This window comes from Streptomyces sp. OR43 (assembly GCF_008042275.1).
In the GTDB taxonomy this organism is placed as follows: domain Bacteria; phylum Actinomycetota; class Actinomycetes; order Streptomycetales; family Streptomycetaceae; genus Streptomyces.
In genome coordinates this window covers 132,835-155,846 of the sequence record NZ_RDBK01000023.1, presented here as the reverse complement: position 1 = coordinate 155,846, position 23,012 = coordinate 132,835, and the positions used below count along the sequence as shown (strand labels likewise).

General features: G+C 71.7%; 22 protein-coding genes. 12 read left to right on the top strand and 10 right to left on the bottom strand.

Going from position 1 to position 23,012, the window contains the following annotated elements; all coding sequences use genetic code 11:
- Nucleotides 1-67: 67 nt before the first annotated feature.
- Entirely contained in the window at nucleotides 68-754 is a 687-nt protein-coding gene (locus EAO72_RS12505) for a ribonuclease H family protein (protein WP_148017365.1), read from the bottom strand.
- 192 nt (nucleotides 755-946) lie between these two features.
- Here EAO72_RS12505 and EAO72_RS12500 point away from each other — a divergent pair, with 192 nt between their 5' ends.
- The 3 genes from EAO72_RS12500 (at nucleotide 947) to EAO72_RS12490 (ending at nucleotide 2,593) form a co-directional block, all read left to right on the top strand.
- Nucleotides 947-1,129 carry a DUF6381 family protein gene (locus EAO72_RS12500; protein ID WP_148017364.1) on the top strand — a complete coding sequence of 61 codons (183 nt, stop codon included), beginning with the start codon at nucleotides 947-949 and terminating at the stop codon, nucleotides 1,127-1,129.
- Nucleotides 1,130-1,317: 188 nt separating this feature from the next.
- The gene (locus tag EAO72_RS12495) at nucleotides 1,318-2,052 is read left to right on the top strand and encodes an SDR family NAD(P)-dependent oxidoreductase (protein WP_148017363.1); all 735 of its coding nucleotides are present in this window, start codon (nucleotides 1,318-1,320) and stop codon (nucleotides 2,050-2,052) included.
- 22 nt (nucleotides 2,053-2,074) lie between these two features.
- On the top strand, nucleotides 2,075-2,593 hold the full coding sequence (locus EAO72_RS12490) for an HAD domain-containing protein (RefSeq protein ID WP_148017362.1): 519 nt from the start codon (nucleotides 2,075-2,077) through the stop codon (nucleotides 2,591-2,593).
- Nucleotides 2,594-2,609: 16 nt separating this feature from the next.
- On the opposite strand, the gene EAO72_RS12485 is transcribed toward EAO72_RS12490, so the two are convergent.
- Nucleotides 2,610-3,479, bottom strand: coding sequence for a UbiA family prenyltransferase (locus EAO72_RS12485; protein WP_148017361.1), 870 nt, complete (start codon nucleotides 3,477-3,479; stop codon nucleotides 2,610-2,612).
- Nucleotides 3,480-3,597: 118 nt separating this feature from the next.
- On the opposite strand from EAO72_RS12485, the gene EAO72_RS12480 reads away from it, so the two are divergent.
- The 7 genes from EAO72_RS12480 to EAO72_RS12450 all read left to right on the top strand — a co-directional run bounded on the left by EAO72_RS12480 (nucleotide 3,598) and on the right by EAO72_RS12450 (nucleotide 9,139).
- Complete coding sequence (locus tag EAO72_RS12480; protein WP_148017360.1) at nucleotides 3,598-4,653, top strand: type III polyketide synthase; 1,056 nt, start codon at nucleotides 3,598-3,600, stop codon at nucleotides 4,651-4,653.
- Nucleotides 4,654-4,665: 12 nt separating this feature from the next.
- The gene (locus EAO72_RS12475; RefSeq protein WP_148017359.1) at nucleotides 4,666-5,187 is read left to right on the top strand and encodes an isoprenylcysteine carboxyl methyltransferase family protein; all 522 of its coding nucleotides are present in this window, start codon (nucleotides 4,666-4,668) and stop codon (nucleotides 5,185-5,187) included.
- Nucleotides 5,184-6,197: an NAD(P)/FAD-dependent oxidoreductase gene (locus tag EAO72_RS12470; RefSeq protein ID WP_148017358.1), complete on the top strand. Its 1,014-nt coding sequence runs from the start codon at nucleotides 5,184-5,186 to the stop codon at nucleotides 6,195-6,197. Before EAO72_RS12475 ends, EAO72_RS12470 begins: the two co-directional genes overlap by 4 nt.
- Nucleotides 6,198-6,348: 151 nt before the next feature.
- Complete coding sequence (locus EAO72_RS12465; RefSeq protein WP_148017357.1) at nucleotides 6,349-7,134, top strand: SAM-dependent methyltransferase; 786 nt, start codon at nucleotides 6,349-6,351, stop codon at nucleotides 7,132-7,134.
- A gap of 28 nt (nucleotides 7,135-7,162) precedes the next feature.
- Nucleotides 7,163-7,795 carry a class I SAM-dependent methyltransferase gene (locus EAO72_RS12460; protein ID WP_187285023.1) on the top strand — a complete coding sequence of 211 codons (633 nt, stop codon included), beginning with the start codon at nucleotides 7,163-7,165 and terminating at the stop codon, nucleotides 7,793-7,795.
- Nucleotides 7,796-7,964: 169 nt separating this feature from the next.
- Complete coding sequence (locus EAO72_RS12455) at nucleotides 7,965-8,312, top strand: DoxX family protein (protein WP_148017356.1); 348 nt, start codon at nucleotides 7,965-7,967, stop codon at nucleotides 8,310-8,312.
- A 266-nt stretch (nucleotides 8,313-8,578) separates the two neighbouring features.
- Entirely contained in the window at nucleotides 8,579-9,139 is a 561-nt protein-coding gene (locus tag EAO72_RS12450; protein WP_148017355.1) for a hypothetical protein, read from the top strand.
- 26 nt (nucleotides 9,140-9,165) lie between these two features.
- Here the strand turns inward: EAO72_RS12450 and EAO72_RS12445 are convergent, their stop codons facing one another.
- The gene (locus EAO72_RS12445; protein ID WP_148017354.1) at nucleotides 9,166-9,672 is read right to left on the bottom strand and encodes a MarR family winged helix-turn-helix transcriptional regulator; all 507 of its coding nucleotides are present in this window, start codon (nucleotides 9,670-9,672) and stop codon (nucleotides 9,166-9,168) included.
- Between the two features lie 118 nt (nucleotides 9,673-9,790).
- Here EAO72_RS12445 and EAO72_RS12440 point away from each other — a divergent pair, with 118 nt between their 5' ends.
- Nucleotides 9,791-10,204 (top strand): organic hydroperoxide resistance protein, encoded by a 414-nt coding sequence (locus EAO72_RS12440; protein WP_148017353.1) that lies wholly within the window; start codon nucleotides 9,791-9,793, stop codon nucleotides 10,202-10,204.
- A gap of 43 nt (nucleotides 10,205-10,247) precedes the next feature.
- On the opposite strand, the gene EAO72_RS12435 is transcribed toward EAO72_RS12440, so the two are convergent.
- Together EAO72_RS12435 and EAO72_RS12430 are read right to left on the bottom strand one after the other, a co-directional pair.
- A complete protein-coding gene (locus EAO72_RS12435) occupies nucleotides 10,248-11,006 on the bottom strand; it encodes an IclR family transcriptional regulator (RefSeq protein ID WP_187285022.1) in 759 nt (252 codons plus the stop codon).
- 106 nt (nucleotides 11,007-11,112) lie between these two features.
- Nucleotides 11,113-11,754 carry a DUF1345 domain-containing protein gene (locus EAO72_RS12430; RefSeq protein ID WP_148017351.1) on the bottom strand — a complete coding sequence of 214 codons (642 nt, stop codon included), beginning with the start codon at nucleotides 11,752-11,754 and terminating at the stop codon, nucleotides 11,113-11,115.
- 305 nt (nucleotides 11,755-12,059) lie between these two features.
- Here EAO72_RS12430 and EAO72_RS12425 point away from each other — a divergent pair, with 305 nt between their 5' ends.
- Nucleotides 12,060-14,330 carry an FdhF/YdeP family oxidoreductase gene (locus tag EAO72_RS12425; RefSeq protein ID WP_261991447.1) on the top strand — a complete coding sequence of 757 codons (2,271 nt, stop codon included), beginning with the start codon at nucleotides 12,060-12,062 and terminating at the stop codon, nucleotides 14,328-14,330.
- 88 nt (nucleotides 14,331-14,418) lie between these two features.
- Here EAO72_RS12425 and EAO72_RS12420 read toward each other — a convergent pair whose 3' ends face one another.
- The 5 genes from EAO72_RS12420 to EAO72_RS12400 all read right to left on the bottom strand — a co-directional run bounded on the left by EAO72_RS12420 (nucleotide 14,419) and on the right by EAO72_RS12400 (nucleotide 22,883).
- Entirely contained in the window at nucleotides 14,419-16,491 is a 2,073-nt protein-coding gene (locus tag EAO72_RS12420; RefSeq protein ID WP_148017349.1) for a discoidin domain-containing protein, read from the bottom strand.
- Between the two features lie 201 nt (nucleotides 16,492-16,692).
- Complete coding sequence (locus tag EAO72_RS12415; RefSeq protein ID WP_148017348.1) at nucleotides 16,693-17,949, bottom strand: MFS transporter; 1,257 nt, start codon at nucleotides 17,947-17,949, stop codon at nucleotides 16,693-16,695.
- A 14-nt stretch (nucleotides 17,950-17,963) separates the two neighbouring features.
- The gene (locus EAO72_RS12410) at nucleotides 17,964-19,331 is read right to left on the bottom strand and encodes a GH1 family beta-glucosidase (protein WP_148017347.1); all 1,368 of its coding nucleotides are present in this window, start codon (nucleotides 19,329-19,331) and stop codon (nucleotides 17,964-17,966) included.
- A gap of 286 nt (nucleotides 19,332-19,617) precedes the next feature.
- Nucleotides 19,618-20,280 (bottom strand): TetR/AcrR family transcriptional regulator, encoded by a 663-nt coding sequence (locus EAO72_RS12405; protein WP_148017346.1) that lies wholly within the window; start codon nucleotides 20,278-20,280, stop codon nucleotides 19,618-19,620.
- Between the two features lie 68 nt (nucleotides 20,281-20,348).
- Complete coding sequence (locus EAO72_RS12400) at nucleotides 20,349-22,883, bottom strand: ATP-dependent Clp protease ATP-binding subunit (protein WP_148017345.1); 2,535 nt, start codon at nucleotides 22,881-22,883, stop codon at nucleotides 20,349-20,351.
- Between the last annotated feature and the right edge of the window lie 129 nt (nucleotides 22,884-23,012).

Sequence of the window (23,012 nt, the reverse complement as noted above, 5' to 3'; positions counted from 1 at the left end):
CACGCGTGCCCCCTCGCGGGGGCGGGAACTCCGGGACCCGGCCGGGAGGGTCCCTGCCGGGTGGCCGTCAGGCGGTGGCGGTCCGGCACTCCGGGTGGCCCCAGCCATGGTCGTTCTTGGCGATCATGTCCTTGGCCGCGTACGGCTTTCCGCAGTGGCACCGCCCGGAGAACTTGGCGCGGATGGTCGCTCCGGCCCGGGCGGCGCTCCCCGCCTTCTTCGGCGCGGCGCCGGTCCGCCGTCCTTCGGTGGCACGGGAGGGCGCGGGAACCGGCAGATCCGCCGAGCCCTGGGAGGTGCCCGCCGCGCGCTGCGCGACGGCCACTTCGCTGGCTGCCTGGTCGGCCAGGGCGTTCAGCGGGTCGCCGTCCACCTGGTGGGCCGGCACGTAGACGAACTCCACGGCCCGGCCGGTCAGCAGGGAGTCAATGCGGGCCACCAGGTCGCGGTTGGCGACGGGCTTGCCCGCCGACGTCTTCCAGCCGTTGCGCTTCCAGCCCGGCAGCCACTTGGTCACGGCGTTCATCGCGTACTGCGAGTCCATCCGGACTTCGAGCGCGACGGCCGGGTCGATCGACTCCAGCAGTTCCCGCAGGGCGGTGAGCTCGGCGACGTTGTTGGTGGCGGTGCCCAGCGGACCGGCCTCCCACCGCAGCGGCCTGCCTGCCGCGTCGGCCACCACATAGGCCCAGGCCGCCGGCCCCGGATTACCCTTCGACGCCCCGTCACACGCGGCGATCATGCGCTCGTTCATACCCCTGATCATGCCAGCGTCCCCCAGGCCCGGATCACGCCGGTTCCGCTCCCGGTGTCCGCATCGCGTCGTCCCGGCGTCGCACCCGCCCCACCTGCCACCCTCACCGTGCGTGACGCTTCGGGGTGCGTTGCTCACGCAGCGCTGCTTCTCTGGGAGGGCCCGCTCTTCCCTACCGTTCAAGGAGCGACGATGAGCGTTGCAGGAGAAACCGGCCGAGCCCAGCAGATGCGCGAGAAGGCCCGGCACATGACCGAGGCCGCGGAGCGCACGAGCGATCCGGAGCAGCGGCGCCGGCTCCAGGAGAAGGCCCGGAAGCTGCAGGAGCAGAGCGAGCAGCAGGGTGTCCGGAGCGGCAGCGACCGCCCCGTGTAGCCACCGCATACGCGGTCGACCGGCTGCCACCCTTCCATGAGGGGGTGGCAGCCGGTCGGCATGCCCGCGCCGCGGCGTGCGCCCGCTCCCGACACCGCGGCCCACCCGGAGGTTGCTGATCACCACTCCCTACGATGGGTGCTCACCGAGGACGTACAGCGTCGTCGCACACGAGCGAGGGGCCTTGCATGAGCCGTCAGCCGGTCACCGTGGTCACCGGTGGCAGTCGCGGAATCGGAGCCGCCGTCTGCCTGCGTCTGGCGGCCGACGGTCATCACGTCGCCCTGGGCTACCGCTCCGACGCGGCAGCGGCCGAGGCAGTCGCCGCAGCCGTACGGGAGGCGGGCCGGCGCTGCGTGACGGTGCGGATGGACACCGCCGACGAGGCCGGCGTCGACCTGCTCTTCGACACCGCGGCGGCCGAGCTCGGCCCGGTTACGGGTCTGGTCAACAACGCCGGGGTCGGCGGCCCGACGGGCCCGCTCGCCGACGCCGACGCGGCCGGGCTCCGGCGCGCCCTCGACGTCAACGTCGTCGGCTACCTGCTCTGCGCGCGGCGTGCCGTGCGCGACATGACCCGGTCGGGCGGCGGGGCCATCGTGAACATGTCGTCGGCGGCGGCCACGCTCGGCAGTCCGGGCGAGTACATCCACTACGCCGCGGCGAAGGCAGCCGTGGACACGATGACCATCGGGCTGTCCAAGGAGGTCGCGGCGGCGGGCATCCGCGTCAACGCGGTCGCCCCCGGCATCATCCGAACCGGTTTCCACGCGGACCCGGAACGCCCCGACAAGGCTGCCGCCGGGATCCCCCTGGGCCGGCCGGGAGAGCCCGAGGAGATCGCCGGCGCCGTCGCGTGGCTGCTCTCGGAGGACGCCTCGTACGCCACCGGCGCGATCCTGAGGGTGGCGGGCGGTCGCTGACGCCCGGTTGTACGGTGCTGCGGTGACCGGTCACGGCGGGCTTCCGGTGCTCTTCCTCGATGTCGACGGCCCCATCGTCCCGTTCGGCCCGCGCGCCGGCGGGCACCCCGTCTTCCCTGGTGCGCCGGGTCCACCGGAGGCCGGGGCGAATCCGCTGCTCGACAGGATCGACCCGGCGCTCGGGCCCAGGCTGGCCGCGCTCCGGTGCGAGCCGGTCTGGGCGACGACCTGGGAGGACGAGGCGAACACGGTCGTCGCACCGCGCCTCGGGCTGCCGGAACTCCGCGTGGTCTCCTGGCCCGCTCCTTCGGACGAGGACGAGCGGGACGCACGGGCGGGGCTCCACTGGAAGACGCGCACGCTCGTCGGCTGGGCCGCGGGGCGCGCCTTCGTGTGGGTGGACGACGAGATCACCGAGCGGGACCGGCGCTGGGTGGCGGCCCACCACGGCGGACCGGCTCTGCTCCACCGCGTCGATCCCGGAATGGGCCTGACGGACGCCGGTCTCCGCGTGATCGACACCTGGCTGAGCACGGTGTGAGAACCGCGTGTCCGGGTCATACCGGGGCGGTGCCGCGGACCAGCAGGAGCGTCACGTCCGCCGCCGCGACCACGGCCGCCGCGGCGAGGGGCGCCTTGCGCCAGGTCCGGGCGAGCAGGAGCCCCGCGAGGGCCGCGGGCGCCGCGACGGCGAGCGTGACCGCTCCCCCGGGCCCGGCCGGACCGGCCGGGCCGAGGGCCAGGACCACGGAGGCCGCCACGAGGGGCACCGGAAGCAGCAGTCCGGTGGCGCTGGGGCCCAGCCGGTGCGGGAGACCGCGCACACCGCTGCGCAGGTCGTCCTCGATGTCGGGCAGCACATCGCCCAGGTGGGCCGCCAGACCCAGCAGGGCGCCCGCGGTCACCGCCCACCACGTCGGCCCCGGGCGGCCGGGCAGGGCCAGCGCGGCCACGGCGGGCAGGGTGCCGAACCCGATGACGTACGGAAGCCAGGACAGGGCCGTGGCCTTCAGCTTCAGGTTGTACGCCCAGGCGGCCGCCACCGCCGTCAGATGCACGGCGCCGGCGAGCGGGCCGCAGGCCAGGGAGAGCGGAACGCACAGCAGCGCGGCGGTGAACGCCGCCGCCCAGACCGCCCTGCGGCTCACCGAGCCCTCGGCCACGGGTTTGCCGGTGCGTCCGGCGGCGGCGTCCCGCCGGGCGTCGAACGCGTCGTTGCACCAGCCCACGGAGAGCTGGCCGCTCAGCACGGCGGCGACGAGGACGGCGCACCGGGCACCGTCGAGGCCGACGCCCACACCCAGGGCGCCCGCGATGGCGGTCACGGCGACGACCGGCCCCGGATGGCAGGAGCGGGCCAGCCCCATGGTGCGGCGGAGCGGCAGCGTGGTCGGAGCGTAGGCGCGAGAGGGGTCCTGAGTGCCCATCACGTGATCGTAGGTACTCCGGACACCGCGGGCGTGACAGCCGCACGGGTTGTCTGCGGTGTTCTGCCCCGGTTTCGGGGCAGGGATGGGCCATGACGCCTGAGAAGCAGGGCCCGGGATGACGCGGATCGCAGCCGTGCACGGCACCCTGGCCCCGTATCGCCACACCCAGCGCGAGGTCACCGACATGGTGGCCCGCACCTGTCTGCCGCCCGGGGCCGACCGGCGGGTCCTGGACCGGCTGCACGAGAACGCCCGGGTGCGCAGCCGCACCATGGTGCTGCCGCTGGAACGCTACGCGGAGCTGGACGGTTTCGGGGACGCCAACGACGTGTTCATCAAGGAGGCCGTGGACCTGGGCGCCGACGCGGTGCGCGGTGCGCTGCGGACGGCGGGGCTGCGGCCCGCCGACGTGGACCTGCTGATGTTCACCTCGGTGACCGGTGTGGCCGCCCCCTCCGTCGACGCCCGGCTCGTGGGGCGCCTCGGCCTGCGCCCGGATGTGAAACGGCTGCCGGTCTTCGGGCTCGGCTGTGTCGCCGGGGCCGCGGGGATCGCCCGTCTCCACGACTACCTGCTCGGCCGGCCCGACGACGTGGCGGTCCTGCTCTCGGTCGAGTTGTGCTCCCTCACCTTCCAGCGCGGCGACGCCTCGCCCGCCAATCTGGTGGCGACCGCGCTGTTCGGTGACGGGGCCGCCGCCGTGGTGGCGCTGGGCGAGGGCAGGGCGGCCCGGACGGGTCCCGAGGTGGTGGCCACCCGCAGCCGGATGTACCCCGACACCGGGCACGTCATGGGCTGGGACATCGGCGACTCGGGCTTCAAGGTGGTCCTCGATCCGGGCGTTCCCGACGTCGTGCGCCGCTATCTGGCGGACGACGTGGCCGGCTTCCTTTCCGAGCACGGCCTCAAGCCGAAGGACATCGCCCACTGGGTGTGCCACCCGGGCGGGCCCAAGGTGCTGGAGACCGTCACCGATGTCCTCTCGCTCCCCGAAGGCGCGCTCGACGTCACCTGGCGTTCGCTGGCCGACGTGGGAAACCTGTCGTCGTCCTCGGTGCTCCACGTCCTGCGGGACACACTGGAGCAGCGGCGGCCCGAACGGGGCTCTCCCGGGCTGCTGATCGCCATGGGACCCGGATTCTGCTGCGAACTGGTGCTGCTGCGCTGGTAGGTCGGAGGACACATGATCTGGTACACGGCACTGGTGCTGGCCGTTGCGGGCGAGCGCCTCGCCGAACTCGCCGTCGCCCTGCGCAACACGCGCTGGGCGCTGGCCCGGGGCGGAACCGAGTCGGGCCGCGGTCACTATCCCGCGATGGTCGCCCTGCACACGGCGCTGCTGGCGGGGTGTCTGGCCGAGGCCGGACTGGCGGACCGGCCGTTCGTGCCGCTGCTCGGCTGGACGATGGTGGCCGTGGTGGTGGCCGCGCAGGCGCTGCGCTGGTGGTGCATCCGTACGCTCGGCCACCGGTGGAACACCCGCGTCATCGTGGTTCCGGGGCTGCCGCTGGTGACGGGCGGCCCGTACCGCCTGCTGCGCCACCCCAACTACGTCGCGGTCGCCGCGGAGGGTCTCGCGCTGCCGCTGGTCCACGGCGCCTGGGTGACCGCGGTGGTCTTCACGGTGCTCAACGCGGCGCTGATGGCCGTACGGGTCCGGTGCGAGGAGGCGGCCCTCGCCTCCGCCGGGGGCGTGCCGGCGTGATCGATCTCCTCATCGCGGGCGGCGGCCCGGCCGGTCTGGCGGCGGCGATCCGGGCGGCCTCACTCGGTATGGAGACCGTCGTGGTCGAACCCCGCGCCTCCCCCGTCGACAAGGCGTGCGGCGAGGGCATCATGCCCAGTGGAGTGGCGGCGCTGCGCGCCCTCGGCATCGACGTGTCCGGCCATCCCCTGCGCGGGATCCGTTACGTGGACGGGGCGCGGAGCGCGACGGCGGCGTTCCGTGGCCGGGCCGGGCTCGGGGTGCGCCGGACGGCACTGCACACCGCGTTGCACGCGCGGGCGGTGGAGCTCGGGGTCCGGATCGTGCCGGGGAAGGCGGGGGAGGTTCGCCAGAGCGGCGACCGGGTCGGCGTGTGCGGGCTCACCGCCCGTTGGCTGATCGCCGCCGACGGGCTCCACTCGCCGGTCCGTCGTGGGCTCGGCCTGGACGGGCCCCGGAGCGCCGTGCGCCGTTACGGGCTGCGCCGGCACTACCGCGTCGACCCGTGGACGGAGTTCGTGGAGGTGCACTGGTCCCGGCACGGCGAGGCGTACGTGACACCGCTCGGGGACGGCCTGGTGGGTGTGGCGGTGCTCAGCGGAGAACGTCGTGCGTACGAGAACCAGTTGGCGGACTTCCCCCGCCTGGCCGCCACGCTGCTGGGCCGGGAGACCGGTGCCGTGCGCGGCGCCGGGCCGCTGCGTCGGCGGGCGCGCGGCCTGCGGGCGGGACGGGTCCTGCTGGTCGGCGACGCCGCGGGCTACGTGGACGCGCTGACCGGCGAGGGGGTCGCGCTGGCCGTGGCGACGGCCGGTGCGGCGGTGGACTCGCTCGCCGCGGGCCGTCCGCAGGACTACCCGGCCCGCTGGGCCCGGCTGACCCGGCGTCACCGCCTGCTCACAGTCGGGCTGTTGTCGGTGGCCCGGCGTCCTGCCACCGCCCGGTTGATCGTCCCGGCCGCGCATCGGGCTCCGGCCCTGTTCGGCGCCGCGGTGCGCGCACTTCAGTAGACGCCGCGCCGTGCCGGTTTCCGCTCTCCGGTACGGCCCCACCGGCCAGGCGGGCTCGCTGACGCCCGCCAACACCGCATGATCATCGGCAAGTTGCTGTGGCAGACTTCACCGCAGGTACGGTTTCACCTCATCTGCAACGGAGCTCGCCATGACGGCAGGGACGTCCCAGCCCCCGATAGACACCAGCAGGCCGCAGTCGGCGCGCGTGTACGACGCGCTCCTCGGAGGCAAGGACAACTACCCCGTCGACCAGGCCGTGGCGGAGCAACTGCCCATCGAGGCGAAGATCGGCGCCCACCAGAACCGCGCGTTCATGAACCGCGCCACGGCGTGGCTGGCCGGGGAGGGTGTCGACCAGTTCCTCGACATCGGCACCGGCATTCCGACCGCGCCGAACCTCCACCAGATAGCCCAGGAGATCAATCCCGCCTCACGGGTGGTCTACTGCGACAACGATCCCATCGTGCTGCGTCACGCCGAGGCACTGCTGATCAGCCGGCCCGAGGGGGCCACCGACTACGTCCCGGCGGACGTCCGCGAACCCGGCACCATCATCGAGGCGGCGCACAAGGTCCTGGACTTCCGGCGCCCGGTGGCCCTGTCGATGCTCGGCCTGCTGCACTTCCTGCCCGATGACGTAAATCCGACGGGCATCGTCCGCACCCTGACGGAGGCACTGGCCCCGGGCAGTTATGTGGTGCTGTCCCAGGGTGCGTCCGACGTCAACCCGGAGCGGGGGCAGCAGGGGGCCGACGAGTACGACAAGGGCGGCATCCGGCTTGCGCTGCGCACCCGGGCCGAGTTCGCCCGGTTCCTGGACGGGCTGACCGTCGTCGAGCCGGGCCTGGTCACCGCACCCGAGTGGTTCCGCGACACGCCCGCGCCGGAGCCCGAACACAGCGGACTGTACGTGGCCGTCGCCCGCGTACCGTAGGGACACCCGGAGAAGAAGGGAATCCGCCATGGATTCGGACCGGCACCCCACCGCCGCGTCGGTGTTCGACGCTCTCGGTGCCGACTACGAGCAGGCGTTCGGCGAGTCGGCCGCGCACCACGCCTCCTTGGGGTCCCTGCTGGAGCGGCTCGCTCCGGGCAGCCGGGTGCTGGACATCGGCTCCGGTACGGGACGGCCGACCGCGCAGACCCTCGCCGACGCCGGCCACGAGGTGCTCGGCGTCGATGTCTCCCCCGTCATGGTGGACATCGCGTCGCGGCAGGTGCCCGGGGCGGAGTTCCGGTGCGCCGATGTGCGTGATCTGCCGCTGGAGGACGGGAGTTTCGACGCGGTCTGCGTGTACTTCTCGCTCCTCCAGCTGTCCCGTGCGGAGCAGACGGACGTGCTGCGTCTGGCCGCCCGGGTGCTGCGGCCCGGCGGCCATCTGGCCGTGGCGACGGTGCCGCTGGACATGGAGGGTGTGAGCGGCACGTTCATGGACCAGGCGGTGCGGGTGACCAGTTTCGGCGAGGAGGCGTTCACCGCGGTGGTGACGGCGGCCGGGTTCGCGGTCCTGGCCCGGGAGAGCGTCCTGTTCACTCCGGCCCATCCGACGGCCGTGCCCGAGCCCCAGCTGTTCCTCCTGGCGCGGCGGACCTGACGGAGTGGCGCCGCGGGCTGCGTGCCCCAGCGGCGCCCCCACGGGCGTACCGGAAAAAACTTTCGCGGACGTGTCACGTTTTCCCTTCGGGGCGTTTCAGTGCGGTGCCGGACCGGCCACCGAGGCCGGTGAGAACACCCCGGCACCCGCCCGCTGAGGAGATCCCCTCATGTCCGTCGCCCACGTCGTCGTCACTCTCGTCGCTGCCGCCATGGCCGGCTACTCGGCCGGTGCCCTGCTGTTCCGCGCCCAGTGGGTCGTCCAGGCCCTGACCGACTACAGCGTCCCGCGCTCCTGGTGGACGTGGCTCGGCGCGGCGAAGGCCGCCGGGGCCGTGGGTCTGGTCGCCGGGCTGTTCGTCCCGGTCGTCGGCGTCCTGGCCGGTTCCGGACTGGTGCTGTACTTCGCCGGTGCGGTCGTCACGGTGATCCGGGCCCGCTCGTACACGCACATTCCCTACCCCCTGGTGTACGCGGCGCCGGTCGTCGGAGCCATGGTCCTCGGCCTCGCGGCCTGAACCCGGCGGCTCCCTGCCGGGGCGGCCCGGGCAGGGAGCCGCGCCGTGCCGGGGGGCCGCCCGTGGCGGAGATGCCGAACCTCTCCCGAGGACATAGCGTCCAGGTGGCTCGTACCGCACGTCGGGAGGCGCTGATGCGGAAGACGGATCGCCTTCGGTCCAGCGYCTCCCCCGGGCCCGCGCGAGAAGCGGCGGGAGAAGGTGGCGCAGCCGCCTCCCGGCACACGCCGGCGTTCACCCGCCCGGCCGCACGTCTCGCATCGGCCGTGCTGCTCGCCGGCTCGCTCGCGCTCACCGCCCCGGCCCCGCCGCCGTATCCGGGCGCTTCCCCCGTTCCGTCGTCCGTCAGCCGTGAGACGGCCGCCGAGGGGTGCGACGAGGGTCCCGCGGAATGCCACGGCGGCGTGAAGTGGCTGTACCGGTACGGCTACTCGCTGGGGGTGCATCCGTTCACCAGCCCTCACGAGGTGCGCCGGCAGCTCACCGACCACTTCTGGCTGTTCCCGGTGAGCGGCGCGTGTCCGGCCCGGATCCGGCCCGCGGACGAGTGCGATCTGCTGGGCGGAAACCCGGTCCGGGTGGAGGCCGTCGGCGCCGCCCGGTTGCAGATCGCGACCCTGCCCGGTCACGACCTGGGCGACGGCCTGCATATCCGCTTCGCTTTCAGCCGCTCGTTCGGCTTCCACTATCTGGTCGTGAGCGCCTGGCAGGACCGGCCGACCCGATGCACGCGGAGCACCCCGTGCGCGGTGGCGAGCCGGACGGGCGCCTGGGCGCTGTGGAAGGTGCTGTCCGCGACGCTGGCAGTCACCGCGTACGCCGCCTGACCGGTCGGCGCCTTCGCCGCCGGGAGCTACCGCGCGTCGGTACCGTCCTGCGCCTCGGCGGCCGCCGCCGCGTCGAGCGCGGAAGTGAGGCGGTCGAGGCGCTCACGCAGCTCGCTGATCTCATCGAGGCCGAAGCCCGTCGCGGCGGCGATCCGGCGGGGTACGAGCAGCGCCCGCTCGCGCAGAGCGGCACCCTCGTCCGTGAGCTGCACCTGCACGGAGCGCTCGTCCCGGGCGCTCCGCTCGCGACGCACCAGGCCGGCCGCCTCCAGCCGCTTGAGCAGCGGCGACAGCGTGCCGGAGTCCAGCCGCAGGTGCCGGCCCAGCGCCTTCACCGGGAGTTCGCCGTGCTCCCAGAGCACCAGCATCACGAGGTACTGGGGGTAGGTGAGCCCCAGATCCTTGAGAAGCACCCGGTAGACGCTGCCGAAGGCGCGCGAGGCGGCGTTCAGGGAAAAGCAGATCTGCTGGTCGAGGCGGAGATAACCGGCCTCGGGCGGGTCCTGGCGGGCGGTGCTGGGCGTGGCGGTCATGCATTCAGCATAGCGCCGGACGCCCCATTTGGTTGTGCACAACTAAGTTGTGTGCTTCACTTCAGGGGAAGCGGCCGGACCCGCCGCGGAACATGACCTTCGAGAGGAACCGGTTTCCATGGAATCGATCTACACCGCCGTCGCCACCGCCACCCACGGCCGTGACGGCCGCGCCGTCAGCTCCGACGGCAAGCTGGATCTGGAGCTCGCCATCCCCGTGGAGATGGGCGGAAACGGTGAGGGTACGAACCCGGAACAGCTGTTCGCCGCCGGGTACGCCGCGTGTTTCGCCAGCGCCCTGGGCCTCGTGGGCCGTCAGGCCAAGGTCGATGTCACCGACGCCGCCGTGACGGGCGAGGTCGGCATCGGCAAGCAGGGCGAGGGGTTCGGGCTCGCGGTCACGCTGCGCGTGGAACTGCCCTCGACCGTCGACGAGGCCACCGGTCGCAAGCTGGTCGAGCAGGCCCACCAGGTCTGCCCGTACTCCAACGCGACCCGCGGCAACATCCCGGTCGAGCTCGTCATCGAGTAGCCGGGCCGCGCATGCGCGGCGGACGCGGAAGGAGCCCCCGGGCTCATCCGGGGAACGAGAGCCGCCTGGACACGCGGATCGCCGAGGACAGCAGCCCTTCGCGGACCTGGTCGGACCGGTACATCCGGTCCGACCGGAAGGAGATGCCGAGGGACCCGACCTGATCGCCGCTGTACACGGGCACCGCGATACAGGTCGTGCCCCGGGCGTACTCCTCGCGGTCCATCACCAGCGGAGCCGCCGAAGCGGCGTCCAGCTGCCGGAGCAGCTCCTCCCGGCCCGTGATGGTCCTGGGTGTGAGCCCGGTCAGGGAGTGCCGCGACAGATACTCGGCCCGCGCCTCCCCGTCCAGCTCCCGCAGCACGCTCTTGCCCAGGGCGGTCGCATGCCCGGCATCCTCGAAGCCCACCCAGAGGTCCACCCGCGGCGTCCTGGCGCTGTCGACGATCTCCATGACGCGGATCTCGCCCTCCTCGTACAGCGTCAGGTAGACAGCGGCAGAGAGATCGTTGCGCAGTGCGGTCAGCACGGGGCGGACGCGCTCGTGCAACTCGCGGCCGTCGTGTCCGGCACCCGGCACGGTGCCCGTGTCGGCGAGGACGTACGCGCCGTCGCCCAGGTCGGTGACGAACCCGTCCCGGGCCAGTCCGGGCAGCAGCTCGGACACCGTGACCTGGGGAAGCCCCGCTTCCCGGGCCAGCTGGTGCGCGGTGGCCCCGCTCCCGTGCGCGCCGACGGCCTCCAGCAGGCGGAGGGCACGTCGGACGGCCTCGACGGGATCGGGGCCGGCTTGGTCAGCCATGCCCCCAAGCATCACCCCGCCACCCGGGAGTGGCAAGGCGTCCCGGCCGCAGAGGCCGGGAGCACCCCTGCGGGCGGCCCCGGGCGGCCCCACCCGGCCCCTCGGGTCAGCCCGTGACGATTCCGGCGACGAGGTTGATGGTGGTGGCGAGGATGCTGGCGCCGAAGACGTACGACAGCAGGCAGTGCCTCAGGACGATCGCGCGCAGCGCGGAACTCGACACGTTGGTGTCGGACACCTGGTAGGTCATCCCGAGGTTGTAACTGAAGTACAGAAAGTCGACGTAGCGCGGCGGGTCTTCGGAGTTGAAGTCGATCCCGCCCTTCGGCACCCGGTAGTAGAGGTACGCGTAGCGGGTGGCGTACATCAGATGGAGTGCGGCCCAGGCCATGAACACCCCGCACAGCGCGGTCGCGGCCGCGGCGTGGTTGAGGTCCGACCGGCCGACCACGAGCAGCAGCACGATGCCGACCAGCCCGCACAGAGCGGCGGCGACGACGACGAGTTCCTCCGCGACGGGGCGGAACTCCTCCCGCCGGGCGTTGCGATGGGTGGTGGCGGGGTCCATGGGCCACAGGACGAGCCAGCCCGCCACGACGTACAGCGTCTCCACCGCGGTGATGCCCGCGAGCAGGCCCATGGGGTGGTTGGTCAGCATGCCGACGGCCACGCCGATCACCGCTCCGGCCACCGCCGAACCGGCGAGACGGGGAGCGGCTGACAGGGGCAGCAAACGCCTGGGGGACATCAAGATCGACCGCCTCGCCGGCTCGATGAGGGTCTCGGACGTGCCGTGCGGTCAGGGACCGCGCGGAGGCCGCGGAGGGCGTCGTCCCGTGGCAGTACAACCCGATTCCGAAGCGGTCGCCACAGCACAGGACGCGCCGCGGCCGGGTGCCGGAGCCGGCGCGCCGAGGGTCTCGACGGTGCGATGGCAGGGGTGCGCCCCCGGGCGTAGCCTGCCGGAAACGTCGTTCTGCAGCCGCCCCACCTGGTTGAAGGGTCGAGAACGTGAGCGCCAACGGTGACAGCCGGCAACCCCGGGAGCCCGAGATCGGGCCCGCCTCGGACGAGAAGCCCGAGTTCCGTCCCTACCGCCACCCCGCGGCGGGCTGGGGCGCGGCCAGGAGCGTGAGCCGGTTCCTCGTGCGCGAGGGCGCGCCGGTGGACGGGCCGCGGGCGATCATGCGGATGAACCATGAGGACAAGGGCTTCGACTGCCCCGGATGTGCGTGGCCCGACGACACCAAGGGCCTGCATCTCGACATCTGTGAGAACGGCATCAAGCACGTCACCTGGGAGATGACCCGCAAACGGGTCGGTCGTGAGTTCTTCGCCGCCCATTCGGTGACCGAGCTGTCCGGGTGGAGCGACTACGACCTGGAGAACCAGGGCCGGCTGACCGAACCAATGGTCTACGACCCCGGCTCCGACCACTACGTCCCGATCAGCTGGAAGGACGCGTTCGAGCTGGCCGGGCGTGCGCTGCGCGAGCTCGACAGCCCGAACCAGGCGTCCTTCTACACCTCGGGACGGCTCGGCAACGAAGCCACGTTCCTGTATCAGCTGATGGCCCGCGAGCTGGGCACGAACAACCTGCCCGACTGCTCGAACATGTGTCACGAGGCGAGCGGCCGTGCCCTGCAGGCGTCCCTGGGCACGGGCAAGGGAACCGTCGACCTCAAGGACTGGGAGTCGGCCGACGCACTGTTCATCCTCGGGGTCAACGCCGCCTCGAACGCACCGAGGATGCTCACCGCGCTGGCCGAGGCCCACCGCCGCGGCGCCCAGATCGTGCATGTCAACCCACTGGTCGAGGCGGCGGCCACCCGCACCATCGTCCCGCACGACTTCGTGGACATGGCCCTGTTCAAGCCGACCCGGACCAGCACCCTGAATCTGCAGCCGCGCATCGGCGGCGACATGGCGCTGCTGCGCGGCATGGCCAAGGCGATCCTGGAGCAGTCGACGACCGATCCCAAGGCGCTGGACGAGGAGTTCATCGACCGGCACACCGCCGGTTTCGAGGAGTACCGAGCGGTGTGCGCCGCCACGCCGTGGGAGGAGATCGAGACCCAGTCAGGGCTGGGCCGCGACGACATCCTGAAGGCGGCACGCGTGTACCGCGAGGCCGACCGATCCATCGTCAGCTGGTGCCTGGGACTCACCCAGCACGAGCACGGGGTGGATACCGTCCGGGAGGTCGTCAACCTGCTGCTGCTCCGCGGCAACCTCGGCAGGGAAGGGGCCGGCCCCTCCCCCGTACGAGGACACAGCAACGTCCAGGGCAACCGCACCTGCGGTATCGATCACCGCCCCACCGACGCGTTCCTGGACCGTCTCGGCGAGGTCTGCGGCATCGAGCCGCCGCGCGAGCACGGTCTGGACACCGTCCGCACCATCCGGGCGATGCACAGCGGCGACGTGAAGGTCTTCGTCGGTATGGGCGGCAACTTCGCCCTGGCCGCCCCCGACACCCCGTACACCTACGAGGCGCTGCGCGCCTGCGACCTCACCGTCCAGGTGAGCACCAAGCTGAACCGCAGCCATATCGTCCACGGCAGGCAGGCCCTGATCCTCCCGTGCCTGGGGCGTACCGAGAAGGACCATCAGCGCAAGGGGATCCAGCGCACGTCCGTCGAGGACTCGATGAGCATGGTCCATCTGTCGATCGGCATGAAGCGACCCGCGTCCCCCCATCTGCTGTCCGAACCGGCCATCGTCGCCGGCCTGGCGCGCGCCGCGCTCCCCGGCAGTGCCACGCCGTGGCACTGGTACGTCGAGGACTACGACCGCATCCGGGACACGATGGCCCGGGCGCTCGACGGCTTCGAGGACTTCAACCGCCGGGTGCGCCTGCCTCTCGGCTTCCGGATCAAGCAGCCCGCCCGGGAGCTTGTCTTCCGCACCCCGTCCGGGCGAGCCGAGTTCTCCGCCGCCGCCCTGCCGGACGTGGTCCCCGCCGCCGGCACCCTGGCCCTGGGGACCATGCGGTCCCACGACCAGTGGAACACCACCATCTACTCCGACAACGACCGCTACCGCGGCATCAAGAACCTGCGCACGCTCGTCTTCATGAACCGGGCCGACATGCGCGAACGCGGCATCGACGACCTCGGCCCCGTCGACATCACGAGCACGGCGAAGGACGGCAGCCGGCGGTCCCTCAACGGCTACCTCGCGATCCCCTACGACATCCCCCGCGGCTGCGCGGCCGGCTACATGCCGGAGATGAACGTGCTGTGCGCGCTCGGCGACTACAGCACCCAGAGCGACCAGCCGATCATGAAGCACCTCAAGGTCACCATCGGCCCCGCCGCCTGAGCGGGAAGCCGGCGAGGGCCCGCGCCCGGCAGGAGTCGCCGCGCAGGCCTGCCGGCATCGGTGCCGGCGGGCCTGCGCTCCGGTGCCGTCAGCCGCTGTGGACGCCGACCTCCTGCAACGAGTAGCCCCACTTGGTGCCGCGTTCCAGACCGTGCAGGCGTACGTAGCGTGCTTGAACCGGGGTGAACCGCGCCGTGTCCAGGCCACCGTCACCCGCGGCCGTGGACCATGCCGTCTGCCAGTTCCTGCCGTCCTGCGACAACTCGACGCGGTAGGACTTCGCGTACGCCGCCTCCCAGTCGAGGGTGACGCGCCCGACCGGCTTCGCCGATCCGAGGTCGATCCGCAGCCACTGGTCGTCGGACCATTCACTGGCCCAGCGCGTGCCCTCGTCCCCGTCCACGGCCCGGCCGGGAGCGAAGCTGACGGCCGGGTTCCACCACTCCGACGTGGACGCCGAGGCGGCCGCGCCCGAGGCCAGATTCACCGCGGACCGGTGCTGTTCGGCGTTCCCCCAGGTACGCAGGTAGGACTCGGCGCCCGTGAAGAGGTCGTCCACGACACCCTGGCCGCCGACGACACGGATGTCCTCGATCCAGTCCGGGACCATGCCGTAGTGCGCCGCACCGTCGGTGTTGAAGTCCCACGTGCGCTCGCCGGTGGTCTGCTTCTCGATCACCGAACCGCCGTCCGCGCTGCGGAAGGGGTACCGCACCGGGTCGGGGACGTCACCGCCCCGCGGGGCGGGCCAGCCACCGACACCGTTCATGTCGGTGCCGTAGCCGTAGCCGACCTGGTACTTCTCCCGCAGCGCGTCCGTACGAGCGGCCTCCGCGCTGAACGCCGCGGAGCCGCTCATGTACTGGGCGGCGAATCCGCCGAGCTTGTAGAGCCGCTCGGTCCATCCCAGGTCCATCCAGCTGTGCGAGGAGATGGCGCCGGGGTACGACGCGGACTCCAGGACGTCGAAGGCCTGGTCCGCGGCCTTGACGCTCATGTGGTCCAGCTCCAGCATCATGTGACGCTTCATCATCCCGCGTACCGCGTACTCGCCCAGGCCGGTCAGCCCGCGGGTGTTGCACTGCGCGTCCGAGGCGTACGCGGGAACGGCCACCCCGCTCGGCAGCAGCTTCTGCGCCTCGGCGGCCACCGCGTTGCCGATGGGGTTGTCGTGCTGCGGGCCTCGGCAGGTCTCCGTCTTCCAGAAGGTACCGGTCGACAGGAACTGGCCCACGTTGATGGCCGTGCCGAGTGCGCCGGAGTCGTACCGCACCCCGCACAGGGCGTTGTCGAACTTGTGGCACAGGAACATGCTGCTCACGCCGAGTTCCTGCAACTCGTCCAGGCCCCGGTCGATGTCCGCCTTGCCGCACTGCGCGATGTCCAGGATCTGCTTGCAGCCGAACGGCTCGGACGTCTCGACCCCCAGGACCACAGCCAGCTTGCCCTGCTCGATGACCTCGCGGGCCTGTGCGCTGCTGGTGACGATCCGGAACCAGCCCTTGCCCGGACCGCCGTACATCTTGTCGATGAAGGCCTGCATGTCGTACGACTTCTTCGCCTCGAGACGGATGGCGGTCATCTCGTCGCAGCTGCGGTCCTTGAAGAAGTAGACCGAGCAGATCACGCCGTTGGTGACCAGGTCGTTGACCAGCACCCGCTGGCCGCCGCGCCAGGCCCGCTCGATACTGGCGTAGTAGTTCTGCTGGTGGGTCAGCGAGTCATGGGCGGGCCAGTCCTTGAAGGTGGGCCACCCGTCGGGGTCATGCCGGCCGTCGCCGCCCTTGGTGACGAAGTCGAAGACGGCGAGCGAGCCGTCGGGGTAGTGCTCGGGGCAGTCCTTGAGCGCGTCGGCGACGCCCTGCTCCGAGAACGGCTTGCCACAGATCAGCCGGCCGCCGAAGCCCTCGTTGGACATGATGTGGTCGTGGGCGTCCACGAAGCCTCGTACGCGGCCCTGGGCGTCGGTGCCCTTGAAGGGCTCCCCCGTGACGTCGACCTGCGCGTCGGGCGCGGGCCGCGCGGTCGGGTTCCACCAGCCGGCATCGGGCTCCGCCGCGGAGCTGGGCATCGGGCCGAGTACCAGGGACAGCACGGCGAGGAGCAGTGACACCACCGTGAGGGATCTGAATCTGCGGCGCGGAGGTTGAGCCATGGTCATCACTCGCTTCGATTGACATGCTCATTCACGTTACTGACGAGTTATCAGAATCGCGACCACGGTCGACGGAGTCAACGGCCCCGGCAGGCAAACATGAGAATTTCTCATCTTTGATGAACTCATCCCCCGCTGAGGCAAGTTCCCGTCTCTACGAGCGTCGGGAGCGGACGTACGGACGGGCCCGCCCCGTCCGGCCGTTCGTCAGGCCACGCCGCGGACGCGGTTGACGAGGAGGCCGCCGATGAGGATGACCAGGGCCGCGGTGGCGTAGAGGCCGGTGTAGCCGCCGAGGTGCGTGATGATCGGCGCGGCGAGAGCGGGGGCGAGGACCTGCGGACCGGAGTTGGCGATGTTGATGACGCCGAGGTCCTTCGCACGGTCGGTGGCCTCGGGCAGGACCTGGGTGACCAGGGCTTGGTCGACGGCGAGGTAGATGCCGTAACCCGCGCCGAGGACGGCCGCGGCGGCGAGGGCGGACGGCCAGGTGTGGAGGGTGGCCAGCAGCACGGCCGCCGCGGCCATGACCAGCGAACAGAGCACGACGAAGACCTTGCGGCGCCCGATGCGGTCGGACAGGACGCCGGCCGGAATGGCCGTGAGCGCGGCGCAGAGAGTGTAGATCACCGTGAGGACCAGAACGCCGGTGCCGGGGTCGTCGTAGTGGACGGCGTCGGCGAGGAAGTAGAACAGGTAGAGGGTCCCGAGGGCGTTGCCGAGGTTGATCAGGAACCGGGTGAGCCAGGCCCAGCCGAAATCGGGGTGCCGTCGCGGACTCACCCAGAGCGAGCGGGCGAAGGCGCGGGCGTCGAAGGCGGGGCGCAGGGCCCGGGTCAGGGGCGGCTCGGAGTGGCGGAGCACGAAGGGGAGGGCGAGTGCGACGGTGAGCACGGCGAGTGTGACGTAGCCGGAACGGACACCGGTGACGAGCAGTGTGGTGATCAGCGCGCCGAGGACGAGGCCGAAGGACTGCATGATTCCGGTCCAGCCCGCGACCTGAGCGCGTTGGGTGAGCGGAACGCGGTCGGCGATCGGGGTGGTGACCCCGGCCAGCATCGCGTTCAGCCCTGCCTGCGCGAGGCACCAGCCGACGGCGACTCCGGCCACGGTGTGCTGGGTGGCGGTGATCGACAGACCCGCCGCCCCGGCGAGGGCGCCGCCCAGGATCCAGGGCCGACGGCGGCCGAACCTGCTCGTGGTGCGGTCCGACCATGCGCCGGCGAGCGGGTTGGCGAGCACCGCGACGAGTGCGCCGAGGCCGGTGACGAGCGAGAGCGCGTCGTTCTTGTCGTGCGGGTCGATGTGCTCCAGCTGGAGGGGCAGCAGGATCTGGATGGGGGTCATGAACGCCATGAAGACGGCCAGCGTGGCCAGCGAGAGGTTCACTGTCCACACGGCCTTGACCGGGGCGGTGGGCTCGGCGAAGACGGCGGCGTCGCCCGCCGTGGAGGCGTGGGACATGACGGGTCCGCTGCTCAGGACCGCTGGGAGGCGATGAGGTCGCGGTACCACTCGAAACTCGCCCGGGGCGTGCGTTCTCGGGTGGCGAAGTCGACCTCGACCAGACCGAACCGCTGGTGATAGCCCTCGGCCCACTCGAAGTTGTCGAGCAGCGACCAGGTGAAGTAGCCGCGCACGTCCACCCCGCGGGACACGGCACGGGCGATCGCGTCGATGTGCCCGGCGAGGTACTCGATGCGCGCCCGGTCGTGCAGTCCGGCCGGCTGCGAACAGCCGTTCTCGGTGATCCACACCGGTGGGAGGTCGTTGCCGTAACGGGCCTTGAGACCGGTGAGCAGTTCAGTGAGCCCGTCGGGAACCACCGGCCAGCCGAACGCGGTCCGCTCGTAGGGCTCCGACGGCTCGGCCAGGTCGAAGGGCAGCGCTGCGGCAGGGTCGGCCGGGGCGGTGACCCAGGTGGGGTTGTAGTAGTTGACGCCCAGTCCGTCCAGCGGTGCGGCGATCGTGGCGAGATCACCCTCGCGCACCACTCCTCCCCAGCTCGGGTCGGTCATGCCGTAGGCCGACAGATCGGGATAACTCCCCCGCAGCAGCGGATCGTTGAAGAGCCGGTTGTGCAGGGCGTCATAGGCGGAGGCGGCCGCCACGTCCGTGTCGTCGCGTGCGTCGTCGCGCAGACGGACGGGCGTGCAGTTGTTGGCGATCAGGATCTGCCCGCCCGGAACGGCGGCTCGCAGCGCCGCGGTCGCCAGGCCGTGGCCGAGCAGTTGGTGGTGTGCGACGGGCAGTGCGTCCAGCATCAGTGCGCGGCCCGGGGCGTGGACGCCGAAGCCGTATCCGAAGGACATGTGGACGAAGGGCTCGTTGAGGGTGATCCATCGCTTGACCCGGTCGCCCAGCCGTTCCGCGACCACGGCGGCGTACTCGGCGAAACGGTGGGCGGTCTCGCGGTTCAGCCATCCGCCCTCGTCCTCCAGGGCCTGCGGCAGGTCCCAGTGGAACAGGGTGGGTACGGGCTCGATCCCGGCGTCGAGCAGCGCGTCGGCCAGGCGGTCGTAGAAGTCCAGTCCGCGCGGCTCGATCCGGCCCGCGCCGGTGGGCAGGATGCGGGTCCAGGAGACCGAGAAGCGGTACGCGTCGAGCCCGAGCCGGCGCATCAGGGTGACGTCCTCGCCGAACCTGTGGTGGTGGTCGCAGGCGATGTCGCCGGTGTGGCCGTCGCGTACGGCCCCGGGACGTCGTACGAAGGTGTCCCAGATCGACGGCCCCTTGCCGTCCTCGTCGGCGGCGCCCTCGATCTGGTAGGCGGCGGTCGAGGCGCCCCAGACGAAGCCGGCCGGGAACCGGGGAAGTCCGGTGGCATCGGTGGATCTCGTCGTCACTGGCGCCTGCCTTCGTCGGTGGTGCGCACGCCACCCGGGCCGGGCCGTGCGCGCGGCTGCGGAACTCTGCCGACGGCCGCGCTTCGCGCCCCAACGGCAGCCCGGCGGCGGCTGTTCGGTACCGGGCACGCCGTCCGAGGTGGGCCGCACCATAACATGAACTTTTGTTCATGTTCTATGCCCGTGTCGCGACGTCGAAGTGCCCGGCCCGGTCAGGGGTGCTACCGGCCTGTCCGGCAGTCGGGGCCCGCGGCCCGGCGCCCGGCCGGCTGCCGAACGCCTCGGTTCACTCCTCCACGGCCGTCAGCCGGGCGCGCAGGTCCTCCCAGTAGGCGTTCAGCATCCGCTTGAGCTCGTCCACGGCCTCCAGGTCCGGCTCGCCGTCGCTCTTGAACACTTCGTGCAGCACGGCGTTGGCGGCCCACACCACCATCCGCGTCGCCCGCTGCGCCGTGGGCCCGCCGGGGCCGCCGATGAGGTGCTCCACGATGCGCTGGAGTCCCTCGGCGATGTGCGCGTTGCTCGCCTCGTCGGCGCGCGCGAGCTCGGGACTGAGGTGCCGCCCGGCCCACAGGGCCATGCCGCCCGTCTGGGACCGGACGAGCTCGGCGTAGACGCCGACCATCGTGCCGACCGGGTCGGACAGATCGCCCTCGACCGTGCGCTCGACGAGTTCGTCGATGGCGGTCCTGAAGGTGTCGAGGTACCTCTGGCCCAGCGCGTCCACGACGGCGCCCTTGTCCGCGTAGAACTGGTAGATGCTCCCGACCGGCGTGCCCGCCTCCTCGGCGATCCTCCGCGTCGTCAGCGCCTCGTACCCCTCCTGGGACAGGATCCGGTCGGCCGCGGCCAGGATGGCCTCGACCCGGGCCCGGCTGCGCGCCTGCTGCGGCTGCCTCCGTAGCCGCGCCCGCGGTGTCGGCTGCCGCTCGCCTGCTTCCGTCACCACGTGCCCCCGGTCGTCCGATCACGCGAACGTAGCACGCGACCGCGGAGCGGGGGCGGCCGGCCGAAGCGCTAGTGGACGGCGCTGCTTCCCGAGGTGTCCGGCTGCTCCGCGACGCTCCCGGCCTCGCCCTTGCGCACCGTGCAGTGGAGCGATTCGCCCCGCACATCGGCGACGATGGTGTCCCCCGGGTCGGTTTCGCCGCTCAGAAGCAGCGAGGCGATGCGGTTGTCGAGTTCCGTCTGGATCGTGCGCCGCAGCGGACGAGCGCCGAACTCGGGCTGGTAGCCATGGGCGACCAGCAACTTCTTGGCCGCTTCGGTCACTTCCAGCGTCAGGCCCTGCGCGCGGACGCGGTGTTTGCTCCGGTCGAGGAGGTGTTCGACGATCTCCGACAGGTCTTCCTCGGTGAGGCTGTGGAAGATGATGATGTCGTCGATCCGGTTGAGGAACTCGGGCAGGAACCGTCCCCGCAGATCGTCCATCAGCTCGTCCTTGAGCTCGGCCGCGTCGCCCTGGTGGGCGAGGATGCGATGCGCGCCGATGTTGGACGTCATGATGACCACGCAGTGGCGGAAGTCGACCGTGCGGCCCTGCGCGTCCGTCAGACGGCCGTCGTCGAGGATCTGCAGCAGCGTGTTGAAGACATCCGGGTGCGCCTTCTCCACCTCGTCGAACAGCACCACGCTGTACGGCATGCGGCGGACCTTCTCGGTGAGCTGGCCGGCCTCCTCGTAGCCGACGTATCCGGGGGGTGCGCCGACGAGCCGGGCGACCGTGTGCTTCTCCTGGAACTCGCTCATGTCGAACCGGATCATGCGGTTCTCGTCGCCGAAGAGCAGTTCGGCGAGCGTCTTGGCCAGTTCGGTCTTGCCCACGCCGGTCGGTCCCAGGAAGAGGAACGAGCCCACGGGACGGTTGGGGTCCCCCATGCCCGCACGGTTGCGGCGCACCGCTTCGGAGACCGCGGTGACCGCCTCGGCCTGGCCGACGATCCTGGCGTGCATCTCCTCCTCCAGCCTGAGGAGCTTCTCCTTCTCGCCGGCGGTGAGCTGGGAGACCGGGATGCCCGTGCGGCGGGAGACGATGTCGGCGATGTCGGAGGCGGTGACGGAGACGACGCCTTCGCGGCGCTCCTCGATGCCCGCGAGCTCACCCTCCACCTCGGCGATCTGACGCTTCAGTTCCGAGGCCTTCTCGAACTCCTCGGCGGCGACCGCCTGGGCCTTCTCGCGGCGCAGCTTCGCGAGGCGGTCCTCCCGGCTGACGACCTCGGTGGAACGGCCGGCGCTGCGCAGCCGTACCCGGGCGCCCGCCTGGTCCATCAGGTCGATCGCCTTGTCCGGCAGGAACCGGTCGCTGATGTAGCGGTCGGACAGTTCCGCGGCCGCGGTCAGGGCTCCGTCGGCGAAGCGGACCTGGTGGTGTGCCTCGTACGCGTCACGCAGCCCTTCGAGAATCTGCACCGCTTCCTCGACGCTCGGTTCGGGGATGAGGACGGGCTGGAAGCGGCGTTCGAGCGCGGCGTCCTTCTCGATGTGTTTGCGGTACTCGTCGATCGTCGTCGCTCCCACCACGTGGAGCTCGCCGCGCGCCAGTGCGGGCTTGAGCATGTTGCCCGCGTCCATCGCTCCCTCTCCCGTCGCGCCCGCGCCGACGACCGTGTGCAGTTCGTCGATGAAGAGGATGATGTCGCCGCCGGACGCCTGGACGTCCTCGATGACCTTCTTCAGCCGCTCCTCGAACTGGCCGCGGTACTGCGCACCGGCCACCATGCCGGACATGTCGAGGGAGACGACCCTCTTGCCCTTCAGGGATTCGGGCACTTCGCCGGCCACGATGCGCTGGGCCAGCCCCTCCACGATGGCGGTCTTCCCGACGCCGGGCTCCCCGATGAGCACCGGGTTGTTCTTGGAGCGCCGCGAGAGGATCTCGATGGTCTGCTCGATCTCCTCGGCCCGGCCGACGACGGGGTCGAGCCGGCCCGCCTTCGCCTCCTCCGTCAGATCCCGGCCGAACTCGTCCAGGGTCGTCGAGGGCTCCCTCCCCGCGGCGGGAGCGCCGTCCGCCCGGGCCGCCCGGTCCGTCCGGCCCCGCAGCTTCTCGGTGTCCATGTCCTCGGCGCGCAGGAACCGGGTCGCGCCGGAGTCGGGGTCCTCCAGGAGCGCGCCGAGGATGTGCTCGGGGCCGATGTAGGACACTCCCGCCGCCTGCGAGCCCGCGTAGGCCGCGGCGAGGGTGCGCTTCGCCGCCGGCGTGAGTCCGGGCTCCGCGGACGGTTCGCCCGCCTCCCGGGGCAGCACCTCGGCGATCCGGGCCGCGAGCGCGTCGACATCGACGCCGGCCTGGGCGAGGAGCTGCCGCGCGGGGTCCACCTGCGTGGCCGCCCACAGGAGGTGCTCCGTGTCGAGGTCGGAGGTTCCGTTCTCCGTCGCCTTCTGCGTGGCCAGGCCGAGGAGTTCGTGCGACGACTCCGTGAGGAGGCGGCCGATGGGCACCCGCTGCACGGCCGGTGGCGACGATGCCGGTGACGTGCCGAAGAAGCGGTCGAGCATCTCGCTGAAGGGATCGGACGAACCAAAAGGTGAACCGAACGCCATCGACATGTCAGCTCCAGAGGGCAAGGGGGTTCTTCCACTCAAACCCGATGTCCAGGGCTCCGCAAACGGAGTGGGACCGTCTCTCGGGCGCGCGCCGCGGGCGGCCGGAAACACCCGCGGCAACGTGCGGGCAGG